A 22054-nucleotide genomic window follows, 5' to 3' on the forward strand; every position below is an offset into this window, starting at 1 on the left:
GGGTTGGAGGGTGGGGCGGCGCGATGGGGACGGAGCATCGTGCGGAGACCTCGTTCTCACGGGGCACTTCGGACGCGCCCGGTGGCGCACGCCGTACCTCGACGGACTCGTTCACTGGCGCATCGAGGGATGAGGTCTCACGTGGAGGCGACTCCACGGATGCGGCGTCGGACGGTGGTGCCCGGCGGCAGGAACGCACCCGTGTGCCCGGTGGCTCCGTGGGGCTCGATGGCGACTTCGCGGATGCGAGTGGTCGTGCTCGGGGTGGTGGACGCGCAGGTTTGCCCGGTGGCTCTACGGGGCTCGATGGCGGCTTCGCGGATGCGAGTGGTCGTGCTCGGGGTGGTGGAGGTGCAGGTTTGCCCGGTGGCTCCGTGGGGCTCGATGGTGACTTCGCGACAGCGGGTCGTGGCTCTCCGCGTAACGCCTCGCTTGGAACTCCCGCTTCGTTCGGCGGTGGCTCCTCGGAGCTGGAGCCTGCTCGTCACATGGCGCGAGGCACTTCGCCTGGTGGAGGGGCCTGGCGCGCGGAGGCCTCAACCGGCTCGCGCTCCTCACAAAGTGCGGGGTTCTCGGAAGCAGCCGTGGTGTCGGCGCCTCGTCGGACGAGCGCGCAGGGCTCGTTCAACACGGGCGTGTCTCGTGGGTCGGGCTCCTCACGGGGCGGTGTCTCCGTGTCGACGGGTGGCCGCCCGGAGCGTGTCCCTCGCGCGCCCACGCCTCCGGACCGGCTCCGACCGCTCCTGAAAGAAGCCTTCGGCTTCTCCGACTTCCGTCCGTACCAGGAGGCCGTGTGCCGCGCGGCCACGGCGGGCGAGGACCTGCTGCTCGTCATGCCCACGGGCGCGGGCAAGTCGCTCTGCTATCAGCTCCCGGGCCTGGCGCGGGCGGGGACGACCATCGTCGTCAGTCCGCTCATCGCGCTGATGGAGGACCAGGTGCTGCGGCTCCAGTCGCTGGGCTTCGCGGCGGACCGCATCCACTCCGGCCGGGACCGCGCCACCTCGCGACAGGTGTGCTTCGACTACCTGGACGGGAAGCTCGACTTCCTGTTCATCGCGCCGGAGCGGCTCGGCGTGCCGGGCTTCGTGGAGTTCCTCGCGCGGCGCCCTCCCACGCTCATCGCCATCGACGAGGCGCACTGCATCTCGCAGTGGGGCCATGACTTCCGTCCCGACTACCGGCTGCTCGGGGCGCGGCTGCCCCTGCTCCGGCCCGCGCCCGTGGTGGCCCTCACCGCCACCGCCACGCCGGACGTCCAGCGGGACATCGTGCAGCAGCTCGGCCTGCTGGGCGCGGGCGGCAAGGCGCGCACCTTCATCCACGGCTTCCGCCGCACCAACATCGCCATCGAGGTGCGTGAGCTGAACCCCGGCGCGCGCGGAGACGCCATCCACGGGCTGCTCCAGGACGAGGAGAACCGGCCCGCCATCGTCTACGCGGCCACGCGCAAGCACGCCGAGCAGCTCGCGGAGTTGCTCGCGGGCGACTTCCCCTCGGCCGCGTACCACGCGGGCCTGCCGCCAGGAGACCGCGACAAGGTCCAGGCCGAGTTCCTCGGGGGCTCGCTGGAGGTCATCGTCGCCACCACGGCCTTCGGCATGGGCATCGACAAGCCGGATGTCCGCACCGTCATCCACGCCGCGTTGCCTGCCAGCCTGGAGGGCTACTACCAGGAGCTCGGGCGCGCGGGCCGTGACGGGAAGCCGTCTCGCGCCGTGCTGCTGCACTCATACATCGACCGGCGCACGCACGAGTTCTTCCACAAGCGCGACTACCCCGAGGCGTACGTCCTGGAGCGCCTGTTCCAGTCCACGGCGCTGGAGCCGGAGCCGAAGCCGTCGCTCCAGGGCCGCGTGCGCACGGACCCGGAGGTGTTCGACAAGGCGCTCGAACAGCTCTGGATTCACGGCGGCGTGGTGATGACGCCGGACGAGACGGTGCGGCGCGGACGTCCCAACTGGTCCGCGGCGTACAACGCCCAGCGCGAGCGCAAGCTCCTGCACCTGGAGCAGATGGGGCGCTACGCGGAGGCCCATGGCTGCCGCATGAAGCAGCTGGTCTCGCACTTTGGTGACACCCAGGACTCCGGTGAGGCGTGTGGCCTGTGTGACGTGTGCTCGCCCGAGTCGTGCGCCACGCTGCGCTTCGCCGAGCCGTCGGCGTCCGAGCGACACTGGCTCGAGCGCATCCTGGAGTCCCTCCAGGAGCGGGATGGACAGGCCACCGGGCGACTTCACCGGGAGCTGTTCGGAGACGCGTTGCCCCGGCGTGACTTCGAGCGACTGGTGGGGGGGCTGGTGCGCGCGGGGCTGACGCGGCTGGAGGTCGACTCGTTCGACAAGGACGGGCAGGTCATCTCCTTCCAGCGCCTGTCGCTGACGGACGAGGGCCGCCGCACGCGCGTGGTGGACCCGCGGCAGGTCTTCCTGCCGCTGGCGCTGGAGAAGGCCTCCAAGAAGAAGCGCGGGAAGACGACGAAGCGGGCGACGAAGAAACGCGCGGGCTCCAGCCGGAGCGAGGCTGGTGGCCGACAGTGGCGGGCCTCCTCGCCCTCGGACGACTTCGAGCAGCGCTCCTCGTGGAATGCGTCCAGGACCGCGCTGTCCCCCGAGGCCCGTATCCCCGTGGGGCGAGGCACCTCCGAGGAGCACGTGGCGCGGGGGGCTCGCTCCTCGCGCGGCCGTGGGGTGATGCAGGAGGAGGCCCCCGCGGGGCTCGTGGATGCGCTGAAGGCGTGGCGGCTCGCCGAGGCGCGCAAGCGCAAGGTGCCCGCGTTCCGCATCCTCACGGACCGGGTGCTGGGCGCCATCGCCGCCGCGCGGCCGGAGAACGGCGCCGCGCTGATGGCCGTCCACGGCGTGGGGCCCGCGCTCACCGAGCGCTACGGCTCCCAGATTCTCTCGCTTGTCGCTCGCAAGCGCTGAAGGACTCCCACGCTCGGAGCAGGGCCCCGCGCCTGGATGCCTGCTCCAAGCGCTACGGCTCCCAGATTCTCCCGCTCGTCGCTCGCAAGCGATGAAGGACTCCCACGCTTGGAGCGGGCCCCGCGCCTGGAGGCCTGCTCCAAGCGCGACTGCTCCCAGATTCTCTCGCTCGTCGCTCGCAAGTACTGCGGGACACCCACGCCCGGAGCGAGGCTCGTGCCTGGGAGGCCTGCTTCGTGCGCAACGGCTCCCAGATGCTCTCGCTCGTGGCTCGCAAGCGTTGAGGGCCGCCGACGCCTGGCGCGGGGCTCGCGCCTGCATGCCTGCTCCGCGCGCCGCGCCCCTCCCGGGCCAGGTCTCGAACCGGGAGGCCCTGGTGTCTCCAGTCGCGAACATCGTCGACGCGGGCGCGGGTGGCTGCCTCCTCTCACGCGAGGGCGGTCGACCTGTCCGCCCGCGCCGTGCACTTGTCACCCGTGCCGGTGTGTCCCTCGCTCGCGGGGACTCCTCGCGAGTCTCCATCGCGCCGTGTCCGTGCCGCTCCGGCTCCGCGGGAGGGCGCGCCCGAAGCCGTGCCGGGGGAAAACATCTTCCCCTCCACCGGGCCTCGGGCAGCCTGCCGGGCGTGCAGTCCTTTTCGCTGCACGCGGGGGCAGTGGGTCTCTGCCCCGTTGCGCGTCACCTTCCGGCCTGTGACCGCGATGGCGAGCAGCCGCGCGGGCCTGAGGGGGGAGCGGAAGATGGAACTCGGATTCGAGACAATCGGAAACGCCACACTCATCTGCCACGACAACGGACCGGTGCTGGTGACCGACCCGTGGACTCACGGTGCCGCGTACTTCGGCAGCTGGACGCTGTCCCACGACATCCCCGAGGAGCAGCGCGACAACATCCAGCGCTGTCAGTACGTATGGCTGTCCCACGGGCACCCGGACCACCTGAGCCCCGAGTCCCTGGAGAAGCTGCGCGAGTCGACCATCCTGGTCCCCAACCACTTCGGCGGCCGCATCCGCGATGACCTGCGCGAGCAGGGCTTCAACGTGCACGTGCTGGTGGACCGCGTGTGGACGCAGCTGTCGCCGCGCATCCGCGTCATGTGCATCCCCGACATGAACCAGGACGCGGTGCTGCTCGTCGACGTGGGCGGGCGGCTGCTCGTCAACCTCAACGACGCGGGAGACCGGGGCTGGGGCCGCTTCGTGCGCGGCCTGGTGCGCCGGTATGACCAGTCCTACCTCTTGGCCCTGTCCGGCTACGGCGACGCGGACATGATCAACTACTTCACCGAGGACGGGCAGCGAATCCCACCCTACGCCGCGGCGAAGACGCCCGTGGGGCGCACCATCGCCCGGCAGGCGGAGTTCTACGGCGCGCGCTACTTCGTGCCCTTCAGCTCCATGCACAAGTACCAGCGCGCCGACAGCATCTGGGCCTCCGAGTACACCACCACGCTGGAGGACTACTCGCGCGGCTTCGAGTCCCCGACGTGCTCGCTCCTGCCCGCCTTCGTCCAGGTGGACTTCGCCCAGGACGACGTGCGGCTCATCCGCCCCACCGAGCGCGCCCTGACGCCCGTGGACCCGAAGGAGTTCGGGGACGACTGGGGCGAGATGCTCGAGGCCGACGAGTCCCGCATGCTGCGCCAGTACTTCGGCGCCATCGAGCACCTGGGCTCGGTGCTGGACTTCCTGCGCTTCCGCGTGGGCGGCCAGGACCACGTCATCGAGTTCCACCGCCGCCGCTTCCGCCGGGGCATCACCTTCGAGGCCCCGCGCCACTCGCTCATGACGGCGGTGCGCTACCGCGTCTTCGATGACCTGCTCATCGGCAACTTCATGAAGACGACGCTGCACGGCGACTTCGGCGAGGGCCGGCTCTACCCCGACTTCAGCCCCTACGTGGCCAAGTACGCGGACAACGGCAAGGCGCGCACGCGCAACGAGCTGCGCACGTACTTCTCCGAGTACCGCCGCAGGGACCCGGTGGGCTTCCTGCGCGGCCAGGTGGAGGCGCACTGCGTGCGGCCGCTCCAGACGCAGTCCGCGGAGCTCTTGCGCTCGTTCCTGCCGCCGGACTCGCAGGCCTTCCGCACCGCCAAGGAGGCCTTCTGGAAGGTGCGCCGCGTCCTGCTGTAGCTAGAGGTACGGGGACAACAGCCGGGCCAGCCCATCCCTCAACCGGATGGGCAAGGGCCGCGCGTCCACCTGCTCCCGGGTGAGCGGCCGCGCGCGCGACAGCCGCTCGTCCACCACCGCGTCCAGGCGCCGGGCCAGCCCGGCGTCGTAGCACTCCACGTTCAGCTCGAAGTTGAGCCGCAAGGAGCGCGGGTCCCAGTTCGCCGAGCCGATGAGGCCCCACTCGCCATCCACCACCATCAGCTTGGTGTGGTCGAACGGGGGCTCGGTGAGGAACACCCGGCACCCGTCCGCCAGCACCTGCCACAGCTGCGCGGTGCTCGCCCACTGCACCACCGGCAGGTTGCCCTTCCTGGGCAGCACCACGTCCACCCGCACCCCGCGCAGCGCCGCCACGTTGAGCGCGGTGATGAGCGACGCGTCCGGCAGGAAATACGGTGTGACGATTCGCACCGACGCCCGCGCGGTGGACAGCGCCCCGAGCAGCACCGTGCGCAGCGTCTCGAAGTTCTCGTCCGGCCCGTCCGGCACCACCCGCGCGAGCACCGCCCCCACCGACTGCTGCTCCGGGAACCACGCGTCCCCGCTCAGCCGCTCGCGCGTGGTGAACACCCAGTCCTCGGCGAAGGTCTCCTGCAGCTGCGCCACCACCGGGCCCTCCAGCTTGAAGTGCAAGTCCCGCGCGGCCTGCTCCCCCGGCCAGAAGTGCTCGCGGATGTTCATGCCCCCGGTGAAGCCCACCCGTCCGTCCACCACCAATATCTTGCGGTGGTTGCGCAGGTTCATGAACGGCAGCCGGTACGGCATCAGCGAGGGCAAGAAGCGCGCGGCCGTCACGCCCTCACGCGACAGCCGCCCCAGAATCGTCGGCCACGTGTAGCGTGCGCCCACCGCGTCCACCAGCACCCGCACCCGCACCCCACGCCGCACCGCCTGCCCCAGCGCCCCCGCGAAGTGCCGGCCCGCCACGTCGTTGTCGAAGATGTAGCTGCACAGCGAGATGGACGTCCTCGCCCGGGCAATCGCCTCCAGCATGGCGGGGTACGCGTCCGTGCGGGACTCGAGCACCGTCACCTGGTTGCCCGGCAGCAGCGGCCGGTGCAGCACCGCGTCCCCCAGCCGCGCCAGGGGTGCCAGGTGCGCGGCCTCCGGCTTCACCCGGGACACGCCCTCGGCCACCACCGCCTCCACGCCGCGGATGGGCGGGAACATCCCGTGCTCGCGCCGGGGCGTCAGCGAGCGCGCGCGCCTGCGAATCCGGTTGATGCCCAGCACCAGGTACAGCGCAGCGCCCAGCACCGGCACCAGCCACACCAGCCCCACCCAGCCCACCGCCGCGCGGACGTCCCGCTTGTGCAGCACCACGTGCGCGCTCGCCAGCGCGCTCACCAACACCGTCAGCCCCGCGGCCAGGTGCGGCCACACCGCCTCCAGCCAGGACAACCACGCCATGTCGAACGGAAGAGGGCCCACGACGCCTTCGGCTATACACGACGCCACGGCGCGCCGCGCCGCGAGCTGTCCGCCGCGCCGCATCTGCTTGACGCGCCCCGGCGGTGATTCCATGGTGCGTGGCTGGTTGCGCCCCCAAGCGTGTGCGGGGAAACCCTGACCCGGTTTCCGACAGCCCCTGGGTGACTGACTGATTCGCGGACAGAGCCGTCTGTTTCCCGAACAGTCCCGGCGCGAAACGAAAACCCCCACAGCCACGCTGACTTCCACCGGACTTTGTCAGGCTCATTTACAGTCGGTCCGCTTCGACCTGGAGTGCTGATTATCCAGTTTGAGCTAGAAAAGCAGACTATGCCGCTATGTGGGCGTCATTGGCCCGACAGTTGCTCAAGGCCGGGGCGCGCCGTTGCCGCGGCTGGTGGAGGGACCAGGTGGGGCGGCGCATCCCCCGCAGTCGTGTGTTTCCGAGGAAAGACCGATGCTCAAGTTCCGCTCCATGGCGCTGCTGGCTGGTGTGACGCTCCTGGGTTCCGCTTGTGGTCCCGAGAGCGCCGAGACGCTGGCGCCGAAGATGACGTGGGAGGAGTTCAAGGCGGGCGCCGTGCAGGATCCGGAAGGCAAGTGGATCTTCGACATGGACCAGGCCGTGGACAGCGAGGAGGAGCTGCGCGCCTACTACGACAACAACGTGGTCGCGGACCATGGCAAGACCCAGAACGGGCTGGCCGTGTACAACGTCGGTGGTGGCACGGCGAACGACCGCAAGTGGAGCTCCACGCAGAAGGGCAACCTGACGTACTGCATCAGCAACACCTTCGGCACCACCAACAAGGCGAAGATGGTGACGGCGATGAACAGCGCGACGGCGGCCTGGGAGGCCACCGCCAGCGTGAACTTCATCCACAGCACCAGCTATGACGCCAGCTGCACCGCGTCCCAGGCGGGCGTGCTGTTCGACGTGCGTCCGGTGAACTCCGGTGGCCAGTACCTGGCGCGCGCGTTCTTCCCGGGCTCGGCGCGCTCGGGCCGCAACGTGCTGGTGGACAACACGGCCTTCGGCAGCATCGCGCCCTGGACGCTGGCGGGCATCATCCGCCACGAGCTGGGCCACGTGCTGGGCTTCCGTCACGAGCACACGCGCGTCAACGGCTCCTGCTACGAGGACGCGAACTGGCGCGCGCTGACGTCCTACGACCGCTCCTCGGTCATGCACTACCCGCAGTGCAACGGCACCCAGACGGGCGACCTCATCCTCACCACCCTGGACAAGCAGGGCGCCCGCGCGCTGTACCCGTGATTCGCGCTTGATGCACCGGCCGACCCCCATCCCCGTCGTGACGGCGGGGACGGGTGAAGGCCCCAGGCCGGAAGGTTCCTTCTCCCGCGGAGGGGGGGGCCTTCCGGCCTTTCTGATATGGGCGCGGGGGGGCGCCCTCCCAGGCTCAGTCCATCTTGCGCGCGCCAGCCGTGGTGGCCTGGCCGAAGTAGATGAGCGTCTTGGTGTTGTCCTCGCTGCTCTCGATGTCGAGGCACTCCAGCTCGCCGCTCTCGCTCTCGTCCGCGTAGATGTGGTCCGGCTTCTGGATGCGGTGGGTGATTTCGCCGCCGGGGCCGCCGACGATGATTTCCACCACGCCCCGGTCGCTGCCCTTCTCCTCCAGGCTGATCTCCACCAACGGCAGCCCCGAGGCGAGCGGCTGGTCTCCCAGCTCCATGCCCTCCACCTCGATGCGGACGGGCTGCTCCTTCTCCATGTTGCTGAGCAGCGCCAGGTAGTCCGCCCAGCCCTCCCGGGGAATCTCTCGCGTGTGGTCCGTGTGCGCCATGTGTGCGACCCTCCGGTGTTCGTGTTCCCGCTCAAACCGTAAGGTGCGTGCGGGCGGGATGGAGCCCGGACCCGGTTCCCCGCTCGGAAGGGGAGGGAGCGTCGGGCGCTATTCCGTGAGGGAGCGCACCCGGTCGCCCTCCAGCACCAGACGCACGGTGGAGGCCGCGTCCGGGCGGCCGAAGTGCTCGTAGGCCGCCTGCTCCAAGAGCGGCGCCAGTGTGGTGCGCAGGCCGCGCGCGCCCGTCTCGCGCTTGAGGGCGCCGGCCACCACGTGCTCGCGCACGGCCGGCTCCACGTGCAGGCGCAGGCCCTCCTGCTCGAACTCACGCTCGTACGCGCGCAGCACGTTCTGCTGGAGGATGTCGCCCAGCGTGGCCGCGTCCAGCGGGGTGAAGGAGACCAGGCGGTTGAAGCGGCCGATGAGCTCCGGGATGAAGCCGTAGCGGGCGAAGGCGGTGGTCTGCTCCAGCTGCTCCTGGGTGACGGCGGTGGCGATGGACTCCTCGGGCTCGCGGCGGGGCTCGCGGCCGAAGCCGAGCCGCTCGGTGCGCGCCATGCCCTCGGCCGTCGCGCGCAGGCCGCTGAACGCGCCGCAGGCGATGAAGGTGACACACGCCATCTCCATGGAGTCTGGCGGCATCCGGCTGGTGAAGCCGAAGTCCGGCGGGAAGTCCGCGTGGGCCGCGGACAGCAGGTGCAAGAGGCCGCGCTGCACGCCGAAGCCGCTGACGTCCTTCGTCGTCTGTTGTCCGGCGAAGCGGCTGTCGGAGCGGCTGGTGGCGAGCTTGTCGAACTCGTCCATGCAGATGACGCCGCACGCGGCCCACTCGGTGTCGCGGTCGGCGACCTCGTACAGGCGCGACAGCAGGGTGTTGACGTCGTCACCCACGTAGCCCGTCTCGGAGAACTGGGTGGCGTCCGCCAGCACCGTGGGCACCGCGAGGATTTCGCGGAAGAGCAGCTCCACGAGGAACGTCTTGCCGGAGCCGGTGGGCCCCAGGAACAGGCAGTTCTCGCGCAGGCCCGGCTCGGGGGCGAGCCCCTCCAGGTGGAGGCGGCGGATGCGGCGCAGGTGGCGGTAGGCCAGCACGGACGCGGCGCGGCGGGCCTCGGGTTGGCCCCGGTAGCCCAGGTCGGTGAGGCGCGCGTCGATTTCGCGCGGGGACAGGACCTCGATGGCGGCGACCCGCTCGACGACATCCTCGCCGCGGGGAGAGGGCCGGGGCTCCAGGCCATGGCGGACGACAGTCATCGGGGACGGCTCCGGGACGTCGGGCCGGAGGACCCCGGACCCGAGAGGTCGCATCATCCCGGCGCTCCGGGGTGTCCACAAGCAGCCCGACGAGCTCGAGCCCCCTCCCGAGCGGCGGGGCCCGGCGCCCAGCCCCCGGGAGGGCGGACGGGCAGGTGCGCGCGGGCACGGGGCGTCCGGCTGCATAGCGTGGGGGGATGAGCCTCCCATCCCTGTCCCTGCCCTCGCTCGTGCCCGTGACCCAGTCGCGCCGATACGGGGAATGGCGAGCGCTGTTCCGCACGCTGCCCACCCCCGCGCGCGACACGCTGCCGGGGCGCTACCGGGGAGAGCTGCTGGGGCCCGCCTGGTTCCAGGGCCTCGTGCGCCGGGGCCTGGGGCTGCTGGGCCTGCGCGGCTGGTGGGGCAAGGACTTCGCGGCGGGAGGGCGCGACGGGGTGAACCTGGTGCGGCGCGAGGGAGGGCTTTCGCGCTCCGTGCCGCTGGTGCTGCGCGACGGTGTCTCTCGCGTGGACGGGCGCGCCTCACTCCAGGTGGAGTACGCGCGTGGGGCCGGCTGGCAGTGGCGTCCCTTCGTCGACGAGGTGCGCTGGCTGGAGGGGCACACGCTGCTGGCGATGACGCACCTGGAGCTGCCGCTGCTACGCCACGTCATCATCCCCTTCCTCCTGCACCGCGAGCCCACGCTGCACTGAGGCGGGCGAGCGGTGGCCCCGTGTCGGGCGGGAACGCCCACCCGTGAACATCCGCGGGGGATGGCTCGGACCTCCACGCGCGCAAATGCTCCCCAGGCAGGCCCGAGCGCATTACAGGGAGGCCCCTCATGAGTGCTCTGTCGGAGAAGCGGAACGTGAAGCCGTCGCAAACCTCTTCGTTGGGTGCATGGGTGGAGGCGGGCCCCCGGGTGCGCTGGCGGGTCTGGGCTCCGGGTCACTCGCGGGTCGAGGTGGTCCTGTACGACGCGAAGGGTGAGCCGGGCCGCGCGCTGTCCATGACGCCGGAGGCGGACGGCTGCTTCGGCGCGGTGCTGGAGGGGCAGGGCGCGGGCGTGCGCTACAAGCTGCGCGTGGACGGGGAGGGCCCCTTCCCGGACCCGTGGTCTCGCTCGCAGCCGGAGGGCGTGCACGGCCCGTCCGAGGTGGTGACGGCGGACTTCGCGTGGACGGACGCGGGCTGGAAGGGCGTGGAGCCCCGCTCGCTCGTCCTGTACGAGGTGCACGTGGGCACCGCCACGCCCGAGGGCACCTTCGAGGCGCTCATCCCCCGGCTGCCCGAACTCAAGCAGCTGGGCATCACCGCGCTGGAGCTGATGCCGGTGGCGAGCTTCCCCGGCCGTCACAACTGGGGCTACGACGGCGTGGACCTCTTCGCGCCGGCCCAGGTGTACGGAGGGCCGCAGGGGCTGCGCCGCCTGGTGGACGCGGCGCACGCGGCGGGGCTCGCGGTGGTGCTGGACGCCGTCTACAACCACTTCGGTCCGGACGGGAACTACCTGCGGGCCTTCTCGCCGCACTACTTCACCGGCCGCCACCACACGCCGTGGGGCGACGCGGTGAACTACGACGGTGAGCACAGCCGCTTCGTGCGGGAGCTGGTGCTCGCCAACGTGGAGATGTGGATTCGCGACTACCACCTGGACGGCCTGCGGCTGGACGCGGCGCACGCCATCGTCGACGACGGCACGCCCCACCTGCTCACCGAAATCTCCGAGCGGGCCCGCGCCAGCGCCCCGGACCGCCGCGTGGTGCTCATCGCCGAGGACGAGCGCAACGAGCGCAAGCTGATGCTCCCCGCGTCCGAGGGCGGCCACGGCCTGGACGGCGTCTGGGCGGATGACTTCCATCACCAGATGCGCCGCGCCTTCGCGGGGGACTCGGAGAGCTACTACCAGGACTACACGGGCAGCGCGGAGGACCTGGCGCGCACGCTGGTGCGGGGGTGGTTCTACGAGGGCCAGCCGTCGAAGAACCTGGGCCACGCGCGCGGCACGAAGGCGGAGGGCCTGGAGCCGTGGCGCTTCGTGTACTGCATCCAGAACCATGACCAGGTGGGCAACCGCCCCCTGGGCGAGCGGCTGGGCCACGACGTGTCCCCGGCGGCCTTCCGCGCCATGAGCACGCTGCTGCTCGCGTCGCCGTACACGCCGCTGCTGTTCATGGGCCAGGAGTGGAACGCGAGCACGCCGTTCCTCTACTTCACGGACCACCACGCGGAGCTGGGGCGGCTCGTCACCGAGGGGCGCCGCCGCGAGTTCGCCGGCTTCTCGCGCTTCGCGGGCGAGGAGGTCCCCGACCCGCAGGCCGAGGACACCTTCACGCGCTCCCGGCTCGACTGGAGCGAGGCCCGGCGGCCCGGGCACGCGGGCGTGCTGGCCCTGTACCGCGAGCTGCTCGCGCTGCGCGCCTCGGACCCCGCGCTCTCGGACGCGCGCCGGGGCGCCCATGACGCGCGCGCGGTGGGCCCGGACGCGCTGGTGCTGGAGCGGCGCGGCGGAGGCCAGGTGCTCCAGGTGCTGGTGGCCCTGCGCGGCGAGGTGGAGCACCGGGTGCCCGCCGACGCCCAGGTGGTGCTGTGGAGCGACGCGCCGCGCTTCGGCGGGGAGGTGTCGGCCTCGCCGCTCGCCGGCGGCAGGCTCCGGCTGCGCGGCCCCGGCGCCGTCGTCGTGCGATACGCGGACGCGAAGCGGGGCTGACCGTCCGTCAAGTCCCACGGGGGCACCGCGCGCTGACGCGGTGCTTCCTCGTGCGGGCGCCAAGGGGGCGTGGGGTGACAGGCGCGCCGATGGGCCCCATCAGGGCGGCGCGTCCTGGCCTTGCGAGGGGCCTTGCCGGTGTCGACAGGGGGCCCCTCCCGTGCTCAGCATCGCGGCCATGAACGTCCTGAACGTCCAGACCGCCACCGAGTCCTCCGACCGCATCTGGGAGAAGGAGATCCTCCCGGCGCTCGAGCGCTACATCCGCATCCCGAACAAGTCGCCCGCCTTCGACCCGGACTGGGTGAAGGCCGGACACATGGAAGCCGCGGTGCAGCTCATCGTGGAGTGGTGCCGCGCGCAGGCCCCGCACCTGCCCGGCCTCACGCTGGAGGTCATCCGCCTCAAGAACGAGCAGGGCGCGGAGCGCACGCCGGTCATCTACATGGAGGTGCCGGGCACGAAGGGGGACGACACCGTCCTGATGTACGGCCACCTGGACAAGCAGCCGGAGATGACGGGCTGGCGCGAGGGCCTGACGCCGTGGACCCCCGTGCGCGAGGGCGACAAGCTCTACGGCCGAGGCGGCGCGGATGACGGCTACTCGGCGTTCGCGTCCCTGGCGGCGCTGCGCCTGTTGCGCGAGCAGGGCGTGGGCCACGCGCGCACGGTCATCCTCATCGAGGCGTGCGAGGAGAGCGGCAGCTACGATTTGCCGGCGTACATCGAGGCGCTGGCGCCGCGCATCGGCAAGCCGTCGCTGGTGGTGTGCCTGGACTCGGGCTGCGCCAACTACGACCAGCTCTGGATGACCACGTCGCTGCGCGGCATGGTGGCCGGCAACCTGCGCGTGGACGTGCTCACGGAAGGGGTGCACTCCGGTGACGCCAGCGGCATCGTGGCGTCGAGCTTCCGCGTGCTGCGCCAGGTGCTCTCGCGCGTGGAGGACGAGTCCACGGGCCGCGTGAAGGTGGACGGCCTGCACGTGGAGATTCCGAAGGAGCGCCGCGAGCAGGCGAGCGCCGCGGCGAAGGTGCTGGGCGAGGAGGTCTTCGGCAAGTTCCCCTGGGTGTCCGGCATGAAGCCCATGTCCGAGGACGGCGCGGAGCTGGTGCTCAACCGCACCTGGCGTCCGGCGCTGTCGGTGACGGGCGTGGACGGCCTGCCGCCCCTGCAGAGCGCGGGCAACGTGCTGCGGCCCTTCACCACGGTGAAGCTGTCCATGCGCATCCCCCCGCGCCTGGAGCCGAAGGCGGCGCAGAAGGCGCTCAAGGACGCGCTGGAGCAGGACCCGCCGTACCAGGCCAAGGTGTCCTTCGAGGGTGACAAGGCCAGCATCGGCTGGGACGCGCCGCCGCTGGCCGGCTGGCTGTCGCGCGCGGTGGAGTCCGCGTCCGGCACGTACTTCGGCCGGCCCGCCATGGCCATGGGCGAGGGCGGCACCATCCCCTTCATGGGCATGCTGGGCGAGCGCTTCCCGGAGGCGCAGTTCCTCATCACCGGCCTGCTGGGCCCGGGCAGCAACGCGCACGGCCCCAACGAGTTCCTGCACATCCCCACCGGCAAGAAGCTCACCTGCTGCGTGGCCAGCGTCATCGCGGACCACTTCCAGCGCTGAGCCCCGCGTCCGCCGGCGCGTGGCCCCCGCCGCTCCCCGCACCTGGGAGCGGCGGTGCGGGCCGCGCCCTCCGAAGCCCGTCCCACGCCGACTCCAGGGCGCATCGATACATCCACCGCGACATCCGCCTCCGACCCGGGGGAGGGGCGTCGAGGTGTGTCTGTCTTCCAGCGCCCGTTCCACGAGACACGCGTGGATGCGTGGTTGCGAGGGATTGTCCCGAAGTCCTATCACCCGGCCCGCGCATCCAGATGGATTCACGGCGTTCGGGCTCGTGCTTCCCGACGAGCAGCGGTCTCGTCGGAGTCTGGCGGCGTGTGTCTTTTCACCCGAATGGACAGTCATCCAAGCAACGGAGCCAAGCGAATGAACGCCAGCAGGTCGCCCGTGGTCAGCACGAAGGAAGGGCAGGTGCAGGGTCTGGTGGAGGGCCCGGTCTTCGTCTTCAAGGGGATTCCCTACGCGCAGCCGCCGGTGGGCAACCTGCGCTGGAGGGCGCCGCTCAGGGCCCTGCCGTGGCGTCACATCCTGGATGCGTCCCAGTATGGGCCGTCCTCCATGCAGTCGCGGCAGGCGTGCATCGAGAGCGGCGGCGGGGACCCGGGTGAGCCGGACGAGAACTGCCTGCACCTCAACGTCTGGACGCCGAAGCTGGACGCGGGCGCGAAGCTGCCCGTGGTGGTGTGGATCCACGGCGGCGCCTTCGTGCTCGGCGCCTCGCGCTTCGAGGCCTACGACGGCTCGCCGCTGGCGATGAAGGACACGGTGGTCGTCACCCTCAACTACCGCCTGGGCCACCTGGGCTTCTTCGCGCACCCGAAGCTGCAGGAGGAGCAGCCGAACGGCCCCGCCAACTTCGGCCTCCTGGACCAGATGCTCGCGCTGGAGTGGGTGAAGGACAACATCGCCTTGTTCGGTGGGGACGCCGGCAACGTCACCCTCATGGGCGAGTCCGCAGGCGCCAAGAGCGTGCTGGCCCTCTACTGCTCACCGCTCATGCGCGGCCGGGACCTGTTCCACCGGGGCGTGGCGATGAGCTCGTATGTGCTCGCGGAGAAGCCCCTGGCGGACGCGAGGTACTGCGGCGAGGCCACCGCCCAGCGGCTGGGGTTGGACTGGCACGAGGTCTCCATGGAGAAGCTGCGCGGCATCCCCGCGGAGCGCTTCTGGCCGCTGCCCTCGGACGTGAACAACGCCCCCTGTCCCATCGAGGGGGACTGCGTGCTGCCCCTGGGCATCCGGGAGACCTTCCTGGCCGGTGAGCAACTGGACCTGCCGCTCATCATCGGCAACACCAGCGATGACTCCAGCGTGGTGGCCTCCTTCGGCATCGACCCGGGCACCATCCTGGAGAAGCTCGGCGGGCTCGCGGACACGATTCGCGCGCTGTACGGCACCGAGCTGGGGGACCGGGAGATTGGCCGGAGGATGTGTCGCGACTTCGTGTTCGCCGTGCTGCCGCGCTACCTGGCCACGCTCCACGCGTCGCGGGGCAACCCGGTGTGGCGCTACGCCTTCGACTACACCACGGAGCTGCTGCGCCCCCGCAACCCGGACGGCGTGCGCCATGGCCAGGAGATTCCGTACTTCCTCGGGACGGCGGAGCTGGGCCCGCCGAACCAGGGGTTCATGAACGACAAGGACAGGGCCTGGGCGGGCCACCTGCTCGACGCCATCGTCCGCTTCGCGCGCGACGAGAAGCCGGGGAACGTGGGCGGCGTCGACTGGCACGAGCACACCCAGGAGGCGGACCGGCTGCTGCGGCTCGCGCCCACGGTGAAGGCGGAGACGGACTTCGACAAGGTCATCCTCGACGCGGCCACGCTGTTCATGCCGCTCATCGACGCCTTCGCCAGGCCCAAGCCCCCGAAGATGCCCCGGGGCGCGGCGGCGGGCGACACGAGGAGCACCGCGTCCACCTCCACCGCCGCGAAGAACAAGGGGCGGCCCCAGGCCACCCCTTGAGTTCCACGCGGGAGTGAGGCGGGCCGTCAGCGGCCCGTCTTGATGCCCAGGTTGCCGCTCGGGGTGCCCCCGGGCGGCCGCTTCGTGGTGCCAGGGGACTTGCCCCCCTGGCGCCGCAGCTCCAGGCGCAGCTCGTCGTCCGCGGCGGAGACCTCGCGCGTCACCGGCTCGTAGCCCGCGAGCGCGAGCGTCACCGACACGATGGGCGCGCCCTTCTCCAGCGCCAGCTTCATGGGCGTCACGCCGCGCTCCTCGCCGGCGATGCTCACCGTGGCGCCGGGCGGCTCGGTGATGACGGGCAGCTCCACCGTCTTCACCGGCTCCACGGGCGGCGGCTTCGTGGGCTGCGCGGGCGGCTTCTCCGGCTCCACCACCACGGCCTGCACGGGCGGCTTCTCCGGCGGCGGGGTGACGCTCGCGGGGCCGCGCAGCAAGACGATGGCGGCGCCGGCCACCAGCAGGGCCGCGCTCACGCCGATGACGGGCACCCACGGCACGCGCCTGGGCTCCACCACGCGCTCCATGGGCGAGGTGCCCCGCGTGCGGTCCTGCACCACCGGCCCGCCCACCGCGGCGGCCACGGCCTGGCGCGAGCGCGTGCCCGGCGTGACGTTGCGCTGCTGGCGCGAGGCCGACGTGCGCGCGCCCTGCGCGGAGGGACCCACGCCGCTCAGCGACGAGTTGGAGCGCGAGTCCAGGTCCGCGTCCTCGGCCAGCTGGTCCAGCTTCGCCGGGTCCGTCTCCGTGGAGATGCGCTCGTTGTAGAGCTCCCGCAGGTACGCGGACAGGTGCGCGCTGCTCGTGGGCAGCCGCAGGTTGAGCGCGTAGTCCTCCAGCGCCAGCCGGAACGCGCCGCAGTCCGGGTAGCGCTCCTCGGGCGTGGGCGCCAGGGCCTTGAGCACCACCTCATCCAGCCCGGGCGGCAGCTTGGGGTTCAACTGCGAGGGCCTGGGCACCTGGCAGTCCTTCACCAGCCGCAGCGTCATCAAGTCCGAGTCGCCCTTGAACAGCCGCTTGCCGGTGAGCAGCTCCCACATCACCACGCCCAGGGCGAACAAGTCGCTGCGCGCGTCGATGGCCTGGCCGCTCGCCTGCTCCGGGGACATGTAGGGGTACTTCCCCTTCAGCACACCCGTGGCGGTGTTGGCGCTGCTGGTGGCCGCCTTGGCCACACCGAAGTCGATGACCTTCACCCCGCCGTCGAAGCCGACCAGGATGTTCTGCGGGGACACGTCGCGGTGCACCAGCCGCATGGGCCGGCCTTGTGGGTCTCTTGCCTGGTGCGCGTAGTGCAGCCCCGCGGCCGCGTCCGCGATGATGCGCAGGATGAGGCCCACCGACAGGGGCTTGCCCTGGGTCCGGGAGAACTTCTCCAGCCGCCGCACGTCGTCGCCCTGGACGTACTCCATGGCGAGACAGTGACGCCCTTCAATCTGCGTCAGGTCGAGGATGGTGATGAGGTTGGGGTGGGTGAGACGGGCCACCAGCCCGGCCTCGTCCAGGAACATGGACAAGAACTCATCGTCCTCCGCCAGGTGCGGGAGGATGAGCTTGAGGACCACCAGCCGCTCGAATCCCGTGCCGTGCTCACGGGCCAGGAACACCTGGCCCATTCCGCCCGACGCAATCTTCCGCAGCAACTCGTACTTACCGAATGGCACCGCCATGATGTGTCCGGGAGGATATCTCCCTTTCTCACCGTGCGGGAAATGGCCAGTCGTCTGTCACCCCACATTGACGGGATGGGGTGAAGGTCCGGGTGGGTCTCATGCCTTCATCCGGTAGCCCGAACGGAGCACGAAGTAAACGGCGGCGGTGGCCACCAGCGCGACGCCCGCGAGGATTCCGGCGCCCAGCGCGGGGGAGAACATGCTCTTGCCGAGCATGCCGTAGCGCAGCCCCTCCACCATGTAGACCATGGGGTTGAAGAGGCTGATGGTGCTCCAGGGCGCGGGCAACTCGCGCACCGAGTAGAAGACGCCGCCCAGGAACGTGAGGGGCAGCATCACGAAGGTGGGGAAGAAGTTGATCTGCTCGAACTTCTCCGCCCACACGGCAGCAAGCAGGCCCAGCACGCTGAAGACGTAGGAGGCGATGAGCAGGAAGTAGGCGGCCACCCACGCGTGCTCCAGGCTGAAGCCGGTGAACAGGCCGGCCACGGCCCAGGTGAGGCCACCGACGACGAGGCCGCGCACCATGGCGCCGCCGATGAAGCCCGCCATCAGCTCGCCGGGGCCCAGCGGCGCCACGAGCAGGTCCACCACGGTGCCCTGGATCTTCGTGATGAACAGCGACGAGGAGCTGTTGAGGAAGGCGTTGTTGGCGATGCCGAGGAAGACCAGGCCCGGCACGATGAAGTGCAGGTACGGCGAGCCCTCCACCTCGGTGACGCGGCCGGAGATGGAGTAGCCGAAGACGATGAAATACAGCGTGGTGCTGATGAGCGGAGAGAGGACCGTCTGCCCCGGCACGCGCATGAAGCGCCGGACCTCCTTCACGAACAGCGTCTGCATCCCGAGGACGTTCATGGTGGTGTCATGGCGGCGCGGCCCCGAGGCGTCGCCTTGGGAAGGCGTGTCCTCGTGGGCGGGCGCGAGAAAGGGGTGGGGTCAGGCGGCCTGGGGCGAGGGACGACCGCGGAGCACTTCCAGGAGGACATCCTCGAGGCGCGAGCGGCGCGTCTCCACGTCGGCGATGGGGAGCCCCTCCGCGTACAGCACGCGCAGCAAGTCCCCCGCGGGGGCCACGCCCTCGCGCTCGACGTAGGTGAGCGAGCGGCCGTCCTCGGACAGGCGCGAGGTGAAGCGGCGCGCGGCCTCCGACAGGGTGGTCTGCGGCTCGGTGAAGCTGACGACGACGCGCTTCTCGCCGAAGCGGCGCAAGAGCGTGGCCTTGTCCTCCACCATGAGCAGGCGGCCCTCGTTGATGATGCCCACGCGGTCGGCCAGCTCCTCCGCCTCCTCCAGGTAGTGGGTGGTGAGGACGATGGTGGTGCCCTCGGAGGCGAGCTTGCGCACGTACGTCCAGAGGTCGCGGCGCAGCTCCACGTCCACGCCCGCGGTGGGCTCGTCGAGGAACACGAGCCTGGGCTTGTGCACCAGGGCCTTGGCGATGAGCAGGCGGCGCTTCATGCCGCCGGACAAGGCGCGCGTGAGCGAGTCCTTCTTGCCCTGGAGGTTGAGCGCGGTGAGCACCTCGTCCACGCGGGCCTCGTCCTGCTTCTGGCCGTAGAAGCCCTGCTGGATGCGCAGGGACTCGGCCACGGTGAAGAACGGGTCGAAGTTGATCTCCTGGGGGACGAGGCCCACCTGGTAGCGCGGGCCCACGCTGTCCTGGTCCAGGTCCTGGCCGAAGACGCGGATGGTGCCGGCCGTCTTGCGGACCAGGCCGCACACGCTGCCGATCATCGTCGTCTTGCCAGCGCCGTTGGGGCCGAGCAGCGCGAAGATCTCCCCCGGCCGGATGGTGAGGTCCATCTGCTGCAAGGCGGTGAAGTCGCCGTAGCGCTTGGTGAGTCCCTGGAGCTCCAGGGCGGGGGTGGGGGTCGACATGGCGCCGCCTCGTGTAACACCTTCGATGGCGGGGCGCTTGGCTTGTGCGCTTGCGAAAGCACAGGGGACGACGATGGCGGTGTGAGGCCCGCCTTGGCGGTGGGCCATGGCGCGAGCGGGGCGGAAGGCGGGCAGGGCTGGTCCTCCGTTGTCGAGGGACCCCGGGAGCGCCGTATTGTCGCCTTGGAGGGAGGCGACTACCTTGCCGCCCGCCACCAAGGGAGCGCGACACATGGAGCCGGAGAAGAAGTCCATCACTCGTATCAAGGTGGAGGGATACCGGTCGCTTCAGCGTGTCGATTTGTGTCCAGGGCGGGTGACGGTGCTCATCGGTGCGAACGGTGCAGGCAAGTCCAACCTGCTTTCCCTGCTTCGAATGGTCGCCCTGATGCGTACGGGCTCGCTACGTCGTTACGTCGGAGAGGCGGGAGGGGCTTCCGCCCTCTTGCACTACGGCCCCAAGGTGACGAAGGAAATCGACGTTCGGCTGGAGTTCCAGGGCACGGGGGCCAACGCCTACGGCGCACGGCTGGGATATGCGGCGGGGGACGCCTTGCTCTACCTGGATGAGACCGTGGAACATCGCCCCATAGGAGGTGACGCATTCAAAGTCACCTCATTGGGGGCGGGGCACAAGGAGTCGTTGCTGGAAATGGCAGCGACCGAGCCCGGCAATAGGACAGCGAGAACCGTCCGCTGGTGGCTTGCGAAGACGAACTTCTTCCACTTCCACGATACGTCGCTTGCAGCCCCGCTTCGTCAGAACTCTCGGCAGGAGGATACTAACTTCCTGCGCTCCGATGGCAGTAACCTCGCAGCGTATTTGAGGGCTCTTTCCGTGAGTGAAGAGCCCGCTCACCAGGTCGCGTGGCGGCGCATCAATCAACTTGTTCGACGTGTGGCACCGTTCATCAAGAACCTCCAGCCCTCGTTGGTTGACCCTTCGCGCCCAGAGACCTCGGCTGTTCGACTGGACTGGCTGGATGAGCGAGACCAGCTCTTCGGCCCGCATCACCTCTCGGATGGGACCCTGCGCTGCATCGCGTTGTTCACGGCGCTCGGCCAGCCCGTTCAGTCGCTCCCTGCGTTTCTCAGCATCGACGAGCCGGAGCTAGGGCTCCACCCCGCGGCGCTGACGTTGTTCGCAAGCCTGGTCCGCTCGACCAGCGAGCATGTCCAGATCCTGCTGGCCACCCAGTCGCCTGCGCTGCTCGACCTCTTCGACCCTTCTGAGGTGGTCGTCACGGAGCGGACCCATGGGGCGACGACGTTCGAACATCTCGACCCGGAACGACTCAAGAGCTGGCTCGAGGACTACAGCTTGTCCGAACTCTTCGACAAGAACGTCCTCGGAGGCCGTCCGTGAAGCGCCTCTATGTCGTGGTCGAGGGGCCCACGGAAGAAGGGTTCGTGAAGGAGGTCCTGGTTCCGCACCTTCAGGCGCATTCAATCTTCGCGGTACCAATCATCGTGAGGACCCGGCGGGACATGCAGACGGGAGCCATTCTCGGCAAGGGCGGCGGGCGGTGGAAACATTGGTACAGGGACTTGATGCGCCTGATGGGCGAGCATCCTGGAGGCGAGGTCGCGTTCACCACGCTCATCGACCTCTACGGGATTCCCGATGACTTCCCCCAGCTCCAGATGCTGTCCGCGTTGAAGGACACCCATCAGCGCGCGCTGCGGCTGGAGGAGGTGATGTTCCAGCAGTTCGAGGACCGCCGCTTCATTCCATATGTTCAGCGTCACGAGTTCGAGGCCTTGGTGCTGGCGAGCCTTGATGCCTTGGTGGAACTCCTCGACGACCCCGCTGACGTGAGTGGGCTCGAACAGCTTCGCGCGGAGCTCGCGAAGCTGGCCCCCGAAGACGTGAACGACGGAGCCCAGACCGCGCCGTCCAAGCGACTCCTGGCAAGGATTCCGAGCTATCGGAAGACCCTCCACGGCCCCCTCGCCGTGGCGGGAGCCGGGCTCGTACATCTGCGGGCCGTGTGTCCCAGGTTCGATGCCTGGGTGACGAAGTTGGAGTCCTTGGCCGTCAGTGAGGCGCAGTGAAGGCGGGTGCATGACCCGCCGCGCTCCCCCACGCCGGCGGATCCGTGGGGCTGGAACGCAATGGCATCAGGAGGCTTGCATGAAGGGCTGGAGTCCTTTGTGCGCCCTGGTCACACCGTGCAGGGGAAGAAGATGTCCGTGGTGACGGAGGCGCCCGCGGAGTCCCAGACGATGTACTGGACGTGGGCCTGGAGGCCGGCGGTGCAGCGGCCGTTGGCGCGCGACAGCACGTCGCCCATGGGCAGCATGGTGAGGATGGTGGCGTTGCTGACGCCGACCCAGTTGAAGCCGTAGGGCGGGGTGCCGCCGCTGATGATGCCCTCGCACGTGAAGGTGGGGCGTCCGAAGTCCTGCATGTTGCAGGAATGGATGGTGCCGGTGAGCGTCGTCAAAGGCTGCTCGCCCTGGGTGGGGGCGGGCGTGTCCTGCGCGACCTCGGGGCCTTGGCAGGCACACAGGAGCAAGGGGACGGCGAACAGGGGAAGGCGGCGCATGGCGACCTCGGGGGTGCGAAGTGGGTCGTGGTGCCGGACGCGATGAGCCTGGGAGCCAAGCACGGCGGGGTGGAGAGGGGAAGGT

15 protein-coding genes and 1 pseudogene are annotated in these 22054 nt (G+C 70.2%); 9 read left to right on the forward strand and 7 right to left on the reverse strand.

Annotation, left to right across the window (positions count from 1 at the left end):
- The first annotated feature begins 587 nt into the window (after nt 1-587).
- A complete protein-coding gene (locus tag FL311_RS20005; protein ID WP_228556972.1) occupies nt 588-2927 on the forward strand; it encodes an ATP-dependent DNA helicase RecQ in 2340 nt (779 codons plus the stop codon).
- 740 nt (nt 2928-3667) lie between these two features.
- Nucleotides 3668-5062 carry an MBL fold metallo-hydrolase gene (locus tag FL311_RS20010; RefSeq protein ID WP_141327146.1) on the forward strand — a complete coding sequence of 465 codons (1395 nt, stop codon included), beginning with the start codon at nt 3668-3670 and terminating at the stop codon, nt 5060-5062.
- Here FL311_RS20010 and cls read toward each other — a convergent pair whose 3' ends face one another.
- Complete coding sequence (gene cls, locus FL311_RS20015; RefSeq protein WP_141327181.1) at nt 5063-6514, reverse strand: cardiolipin synthase; 1452 nt, start codon at nt 6512-6514, stop codon at nt 5063-5065.
- A 478-nt stretch (nt 6515-6992) separates the two neighbouring features.
- On the opposite strand from cls, the gene FL311_RS20020 reads away from it, so the two are divergent.
- Nucleotides 6993-7811 carry a matrixin family metalloprotease gene (locus FL311_RS20020; protein WP_141327148.1) on the forward strand — a complete coding sequence of 273 codons (819 nt, stop codon included), beginning with the start codon at nt 6993-6995 and terminating at the stop codon, nt 7809-7811.
- A gap of 145 nt (nt 7812-7956) precedes the next feature.
- On the opposite strand, the pseudogene FL311_RS20025 reads toward FL311_RS20020, so the two are convergent.
- Together FL311_RS20025 and FL311_RS20030 are read right to left on the reverse strand one after the other, a co-directional pair.
- Nucleotides 7957-8375, reverse strand: a pseudogene (locus tag FL311_RS20025) (DUF5335 family protein).
- Between the two features lie 73 nt (nt 8376-8448).
- Nucleotides 8449-9594: an AAA family ATPase gene (locus tag FL311_RS20030; protein WP_141327150.1), complete on the reverse strand. Its 1146-nt coding sequence runs from the start codon at nt 9592-9594 to the stop codon at nt 8449-8451.
- Between the two features lie 197 nt (nt 9595-9791).
- On the opposite strand from FL311_RS20030, the gene FL311_RS20035 reads away from it, so the two are divergent.
- The 4 genes from FL311_RS20035 to FL311_RS20050 all read left to right on the forward strand — a co-directional run bounded on the left by FL311_RS20035 (nt 9792) and on the right by FL311_RS20050 (nt 15869).
- The gene (locus FL311_RS20035) at nt 9792-10289 is read left to right on the forward strand and encodes a hypothetical protein (RefSeq protein ID WP_141327152.1); all 498 of its coding nucleotides are present in this window, start codon (nt 9792-9794) and stop codon (nt 10287-10289) included.
- A 128-nt stretch (nt 10290-10417) separates the two neighbouring features.
- Entirely contained in the window at nt 10418-12286 is a 1869-nt protein-coding gene (treZ, locus tag FL311_RS20040; protein WP_141327154.1) for a malto-oligosyltrehalose trehalohydrolase, read from the forward strand.
- A gap of 178 nt (nt 12287-12464) precedes the next feature.
- Nucleotides 12465-13904: a M20 family metallopeptidase gene (locus FL311_RS20045; protein WP_194869276.1), complete on the forward strand. Its 1440-nt coding sequence runs from the start codon at nt 12465-12467 to the stop codon at nt 13902-13904.
- Between the two features lie 366 nt (nt 13905-14270).
- Complete coding sequence (locus FL311_RS20050; RefSeq protein ID WP_141327156.1) at nt 14271-15869, forward strand: carboxylesterase/lipase family protein; 1599 nt, start codon at nt 14271-14273, stop codon at nt 15867-15869.
- Between the two features lie 26 nt (nt 15870-15895).
- Here FL311_RS20050 and FL311_RS20055 read toward each other — a convergent pair whose 3' ends face one another.
- From FL311_RS20055 to FL311_RS20065, 3 genes are all read right to left on the reverse strand, one after another.
- Entirely contained in the window at nt 15896-17536 is a 1641-nt protein-coding gene (locus FL311_RS20055) for a serine/threonine-protein kinase (RefSeq protein WP_141327158.1), read from the reverse strand.
- A 99-nt stretch (nt 17537-17635) separates the two neighbouring features.
- The gene (locus FL311_RS20060) at nt 17636-18397 is read right to left on the reverse strand and encodes an ABC transporter permease (protein WP_141327160.1); all 762 of its coding nucleotides are present in this window, start codon (nt 18395-18397) and stop codon (nt 17636-17638) included.
- Nucleotides 18398-18478: 81 nt separating this feature from the next.
- Nucleotides 18479-19420, reverse strand: a complete 942-nt coding sequence (locus FL311_RS20065) for an ABC transporter ATP-binding protein (protein ID WP_141327162.1) — start codon at nt 19418-19420, stop codon at nt 18479-18481.
- A 232-nt stretch (nt 19421-19652) separates the two neighbouring features.
- Between FL311_RS20065 and FL311_RS20070 the strand changes: the two genes are divergently transcribed.
- Nucleotides 19653-20786, forward strand: coding sequence for an AAA family ATPase (locus FL311_RS20070; RefSeq protein ID WP_194869277.1), 1134 nt, complete (start codon nt 19653-19655; stop codon nt 20784-20786).
- The gene (locus FL311_RS20075; protein WP_194869278.1) at nt 20783-21475 is read left to right on the forward strand and encodes a DUF4276 family protein; all 693 of its coding nucleotides are present in this window, start codon (nt 20783-20785) and stop codon (nt 21473-21475) included. Before FL311_RS20070 ends, FL311_RS20075 begins: the two co-directional genes overlap by 4 nt.
- Before the next feature lie 110 nt (nt 21476-21585).
- On the opposite strand, the gene FL311_RS20080 is transcribed toward FL311_RS20075, so the two are convergent.
- Complete coding sequence (locus FL311_RS20080) at nt 21586-21969, reverse strand: hypothetical protein (RefSeq protein ID WP_141327168.1); 384 nt, start codon at nt 21967-21969, stop codon at nt 21586-21588.
- Nucleotides 21970-22054: the final 85 nt, after the last annotated feature.

It is taken from the genome of Myxococcus sp. AB025B, from assembly GCF_006518215.1.
In the GTDB taxonomy this organism is placed as follows: domain Bacteria; phylum Myxococcota; class Myxococcia; order Myxococcales; family Myxococcaceae; genus Myxococcus; species Myxococcus fulvus.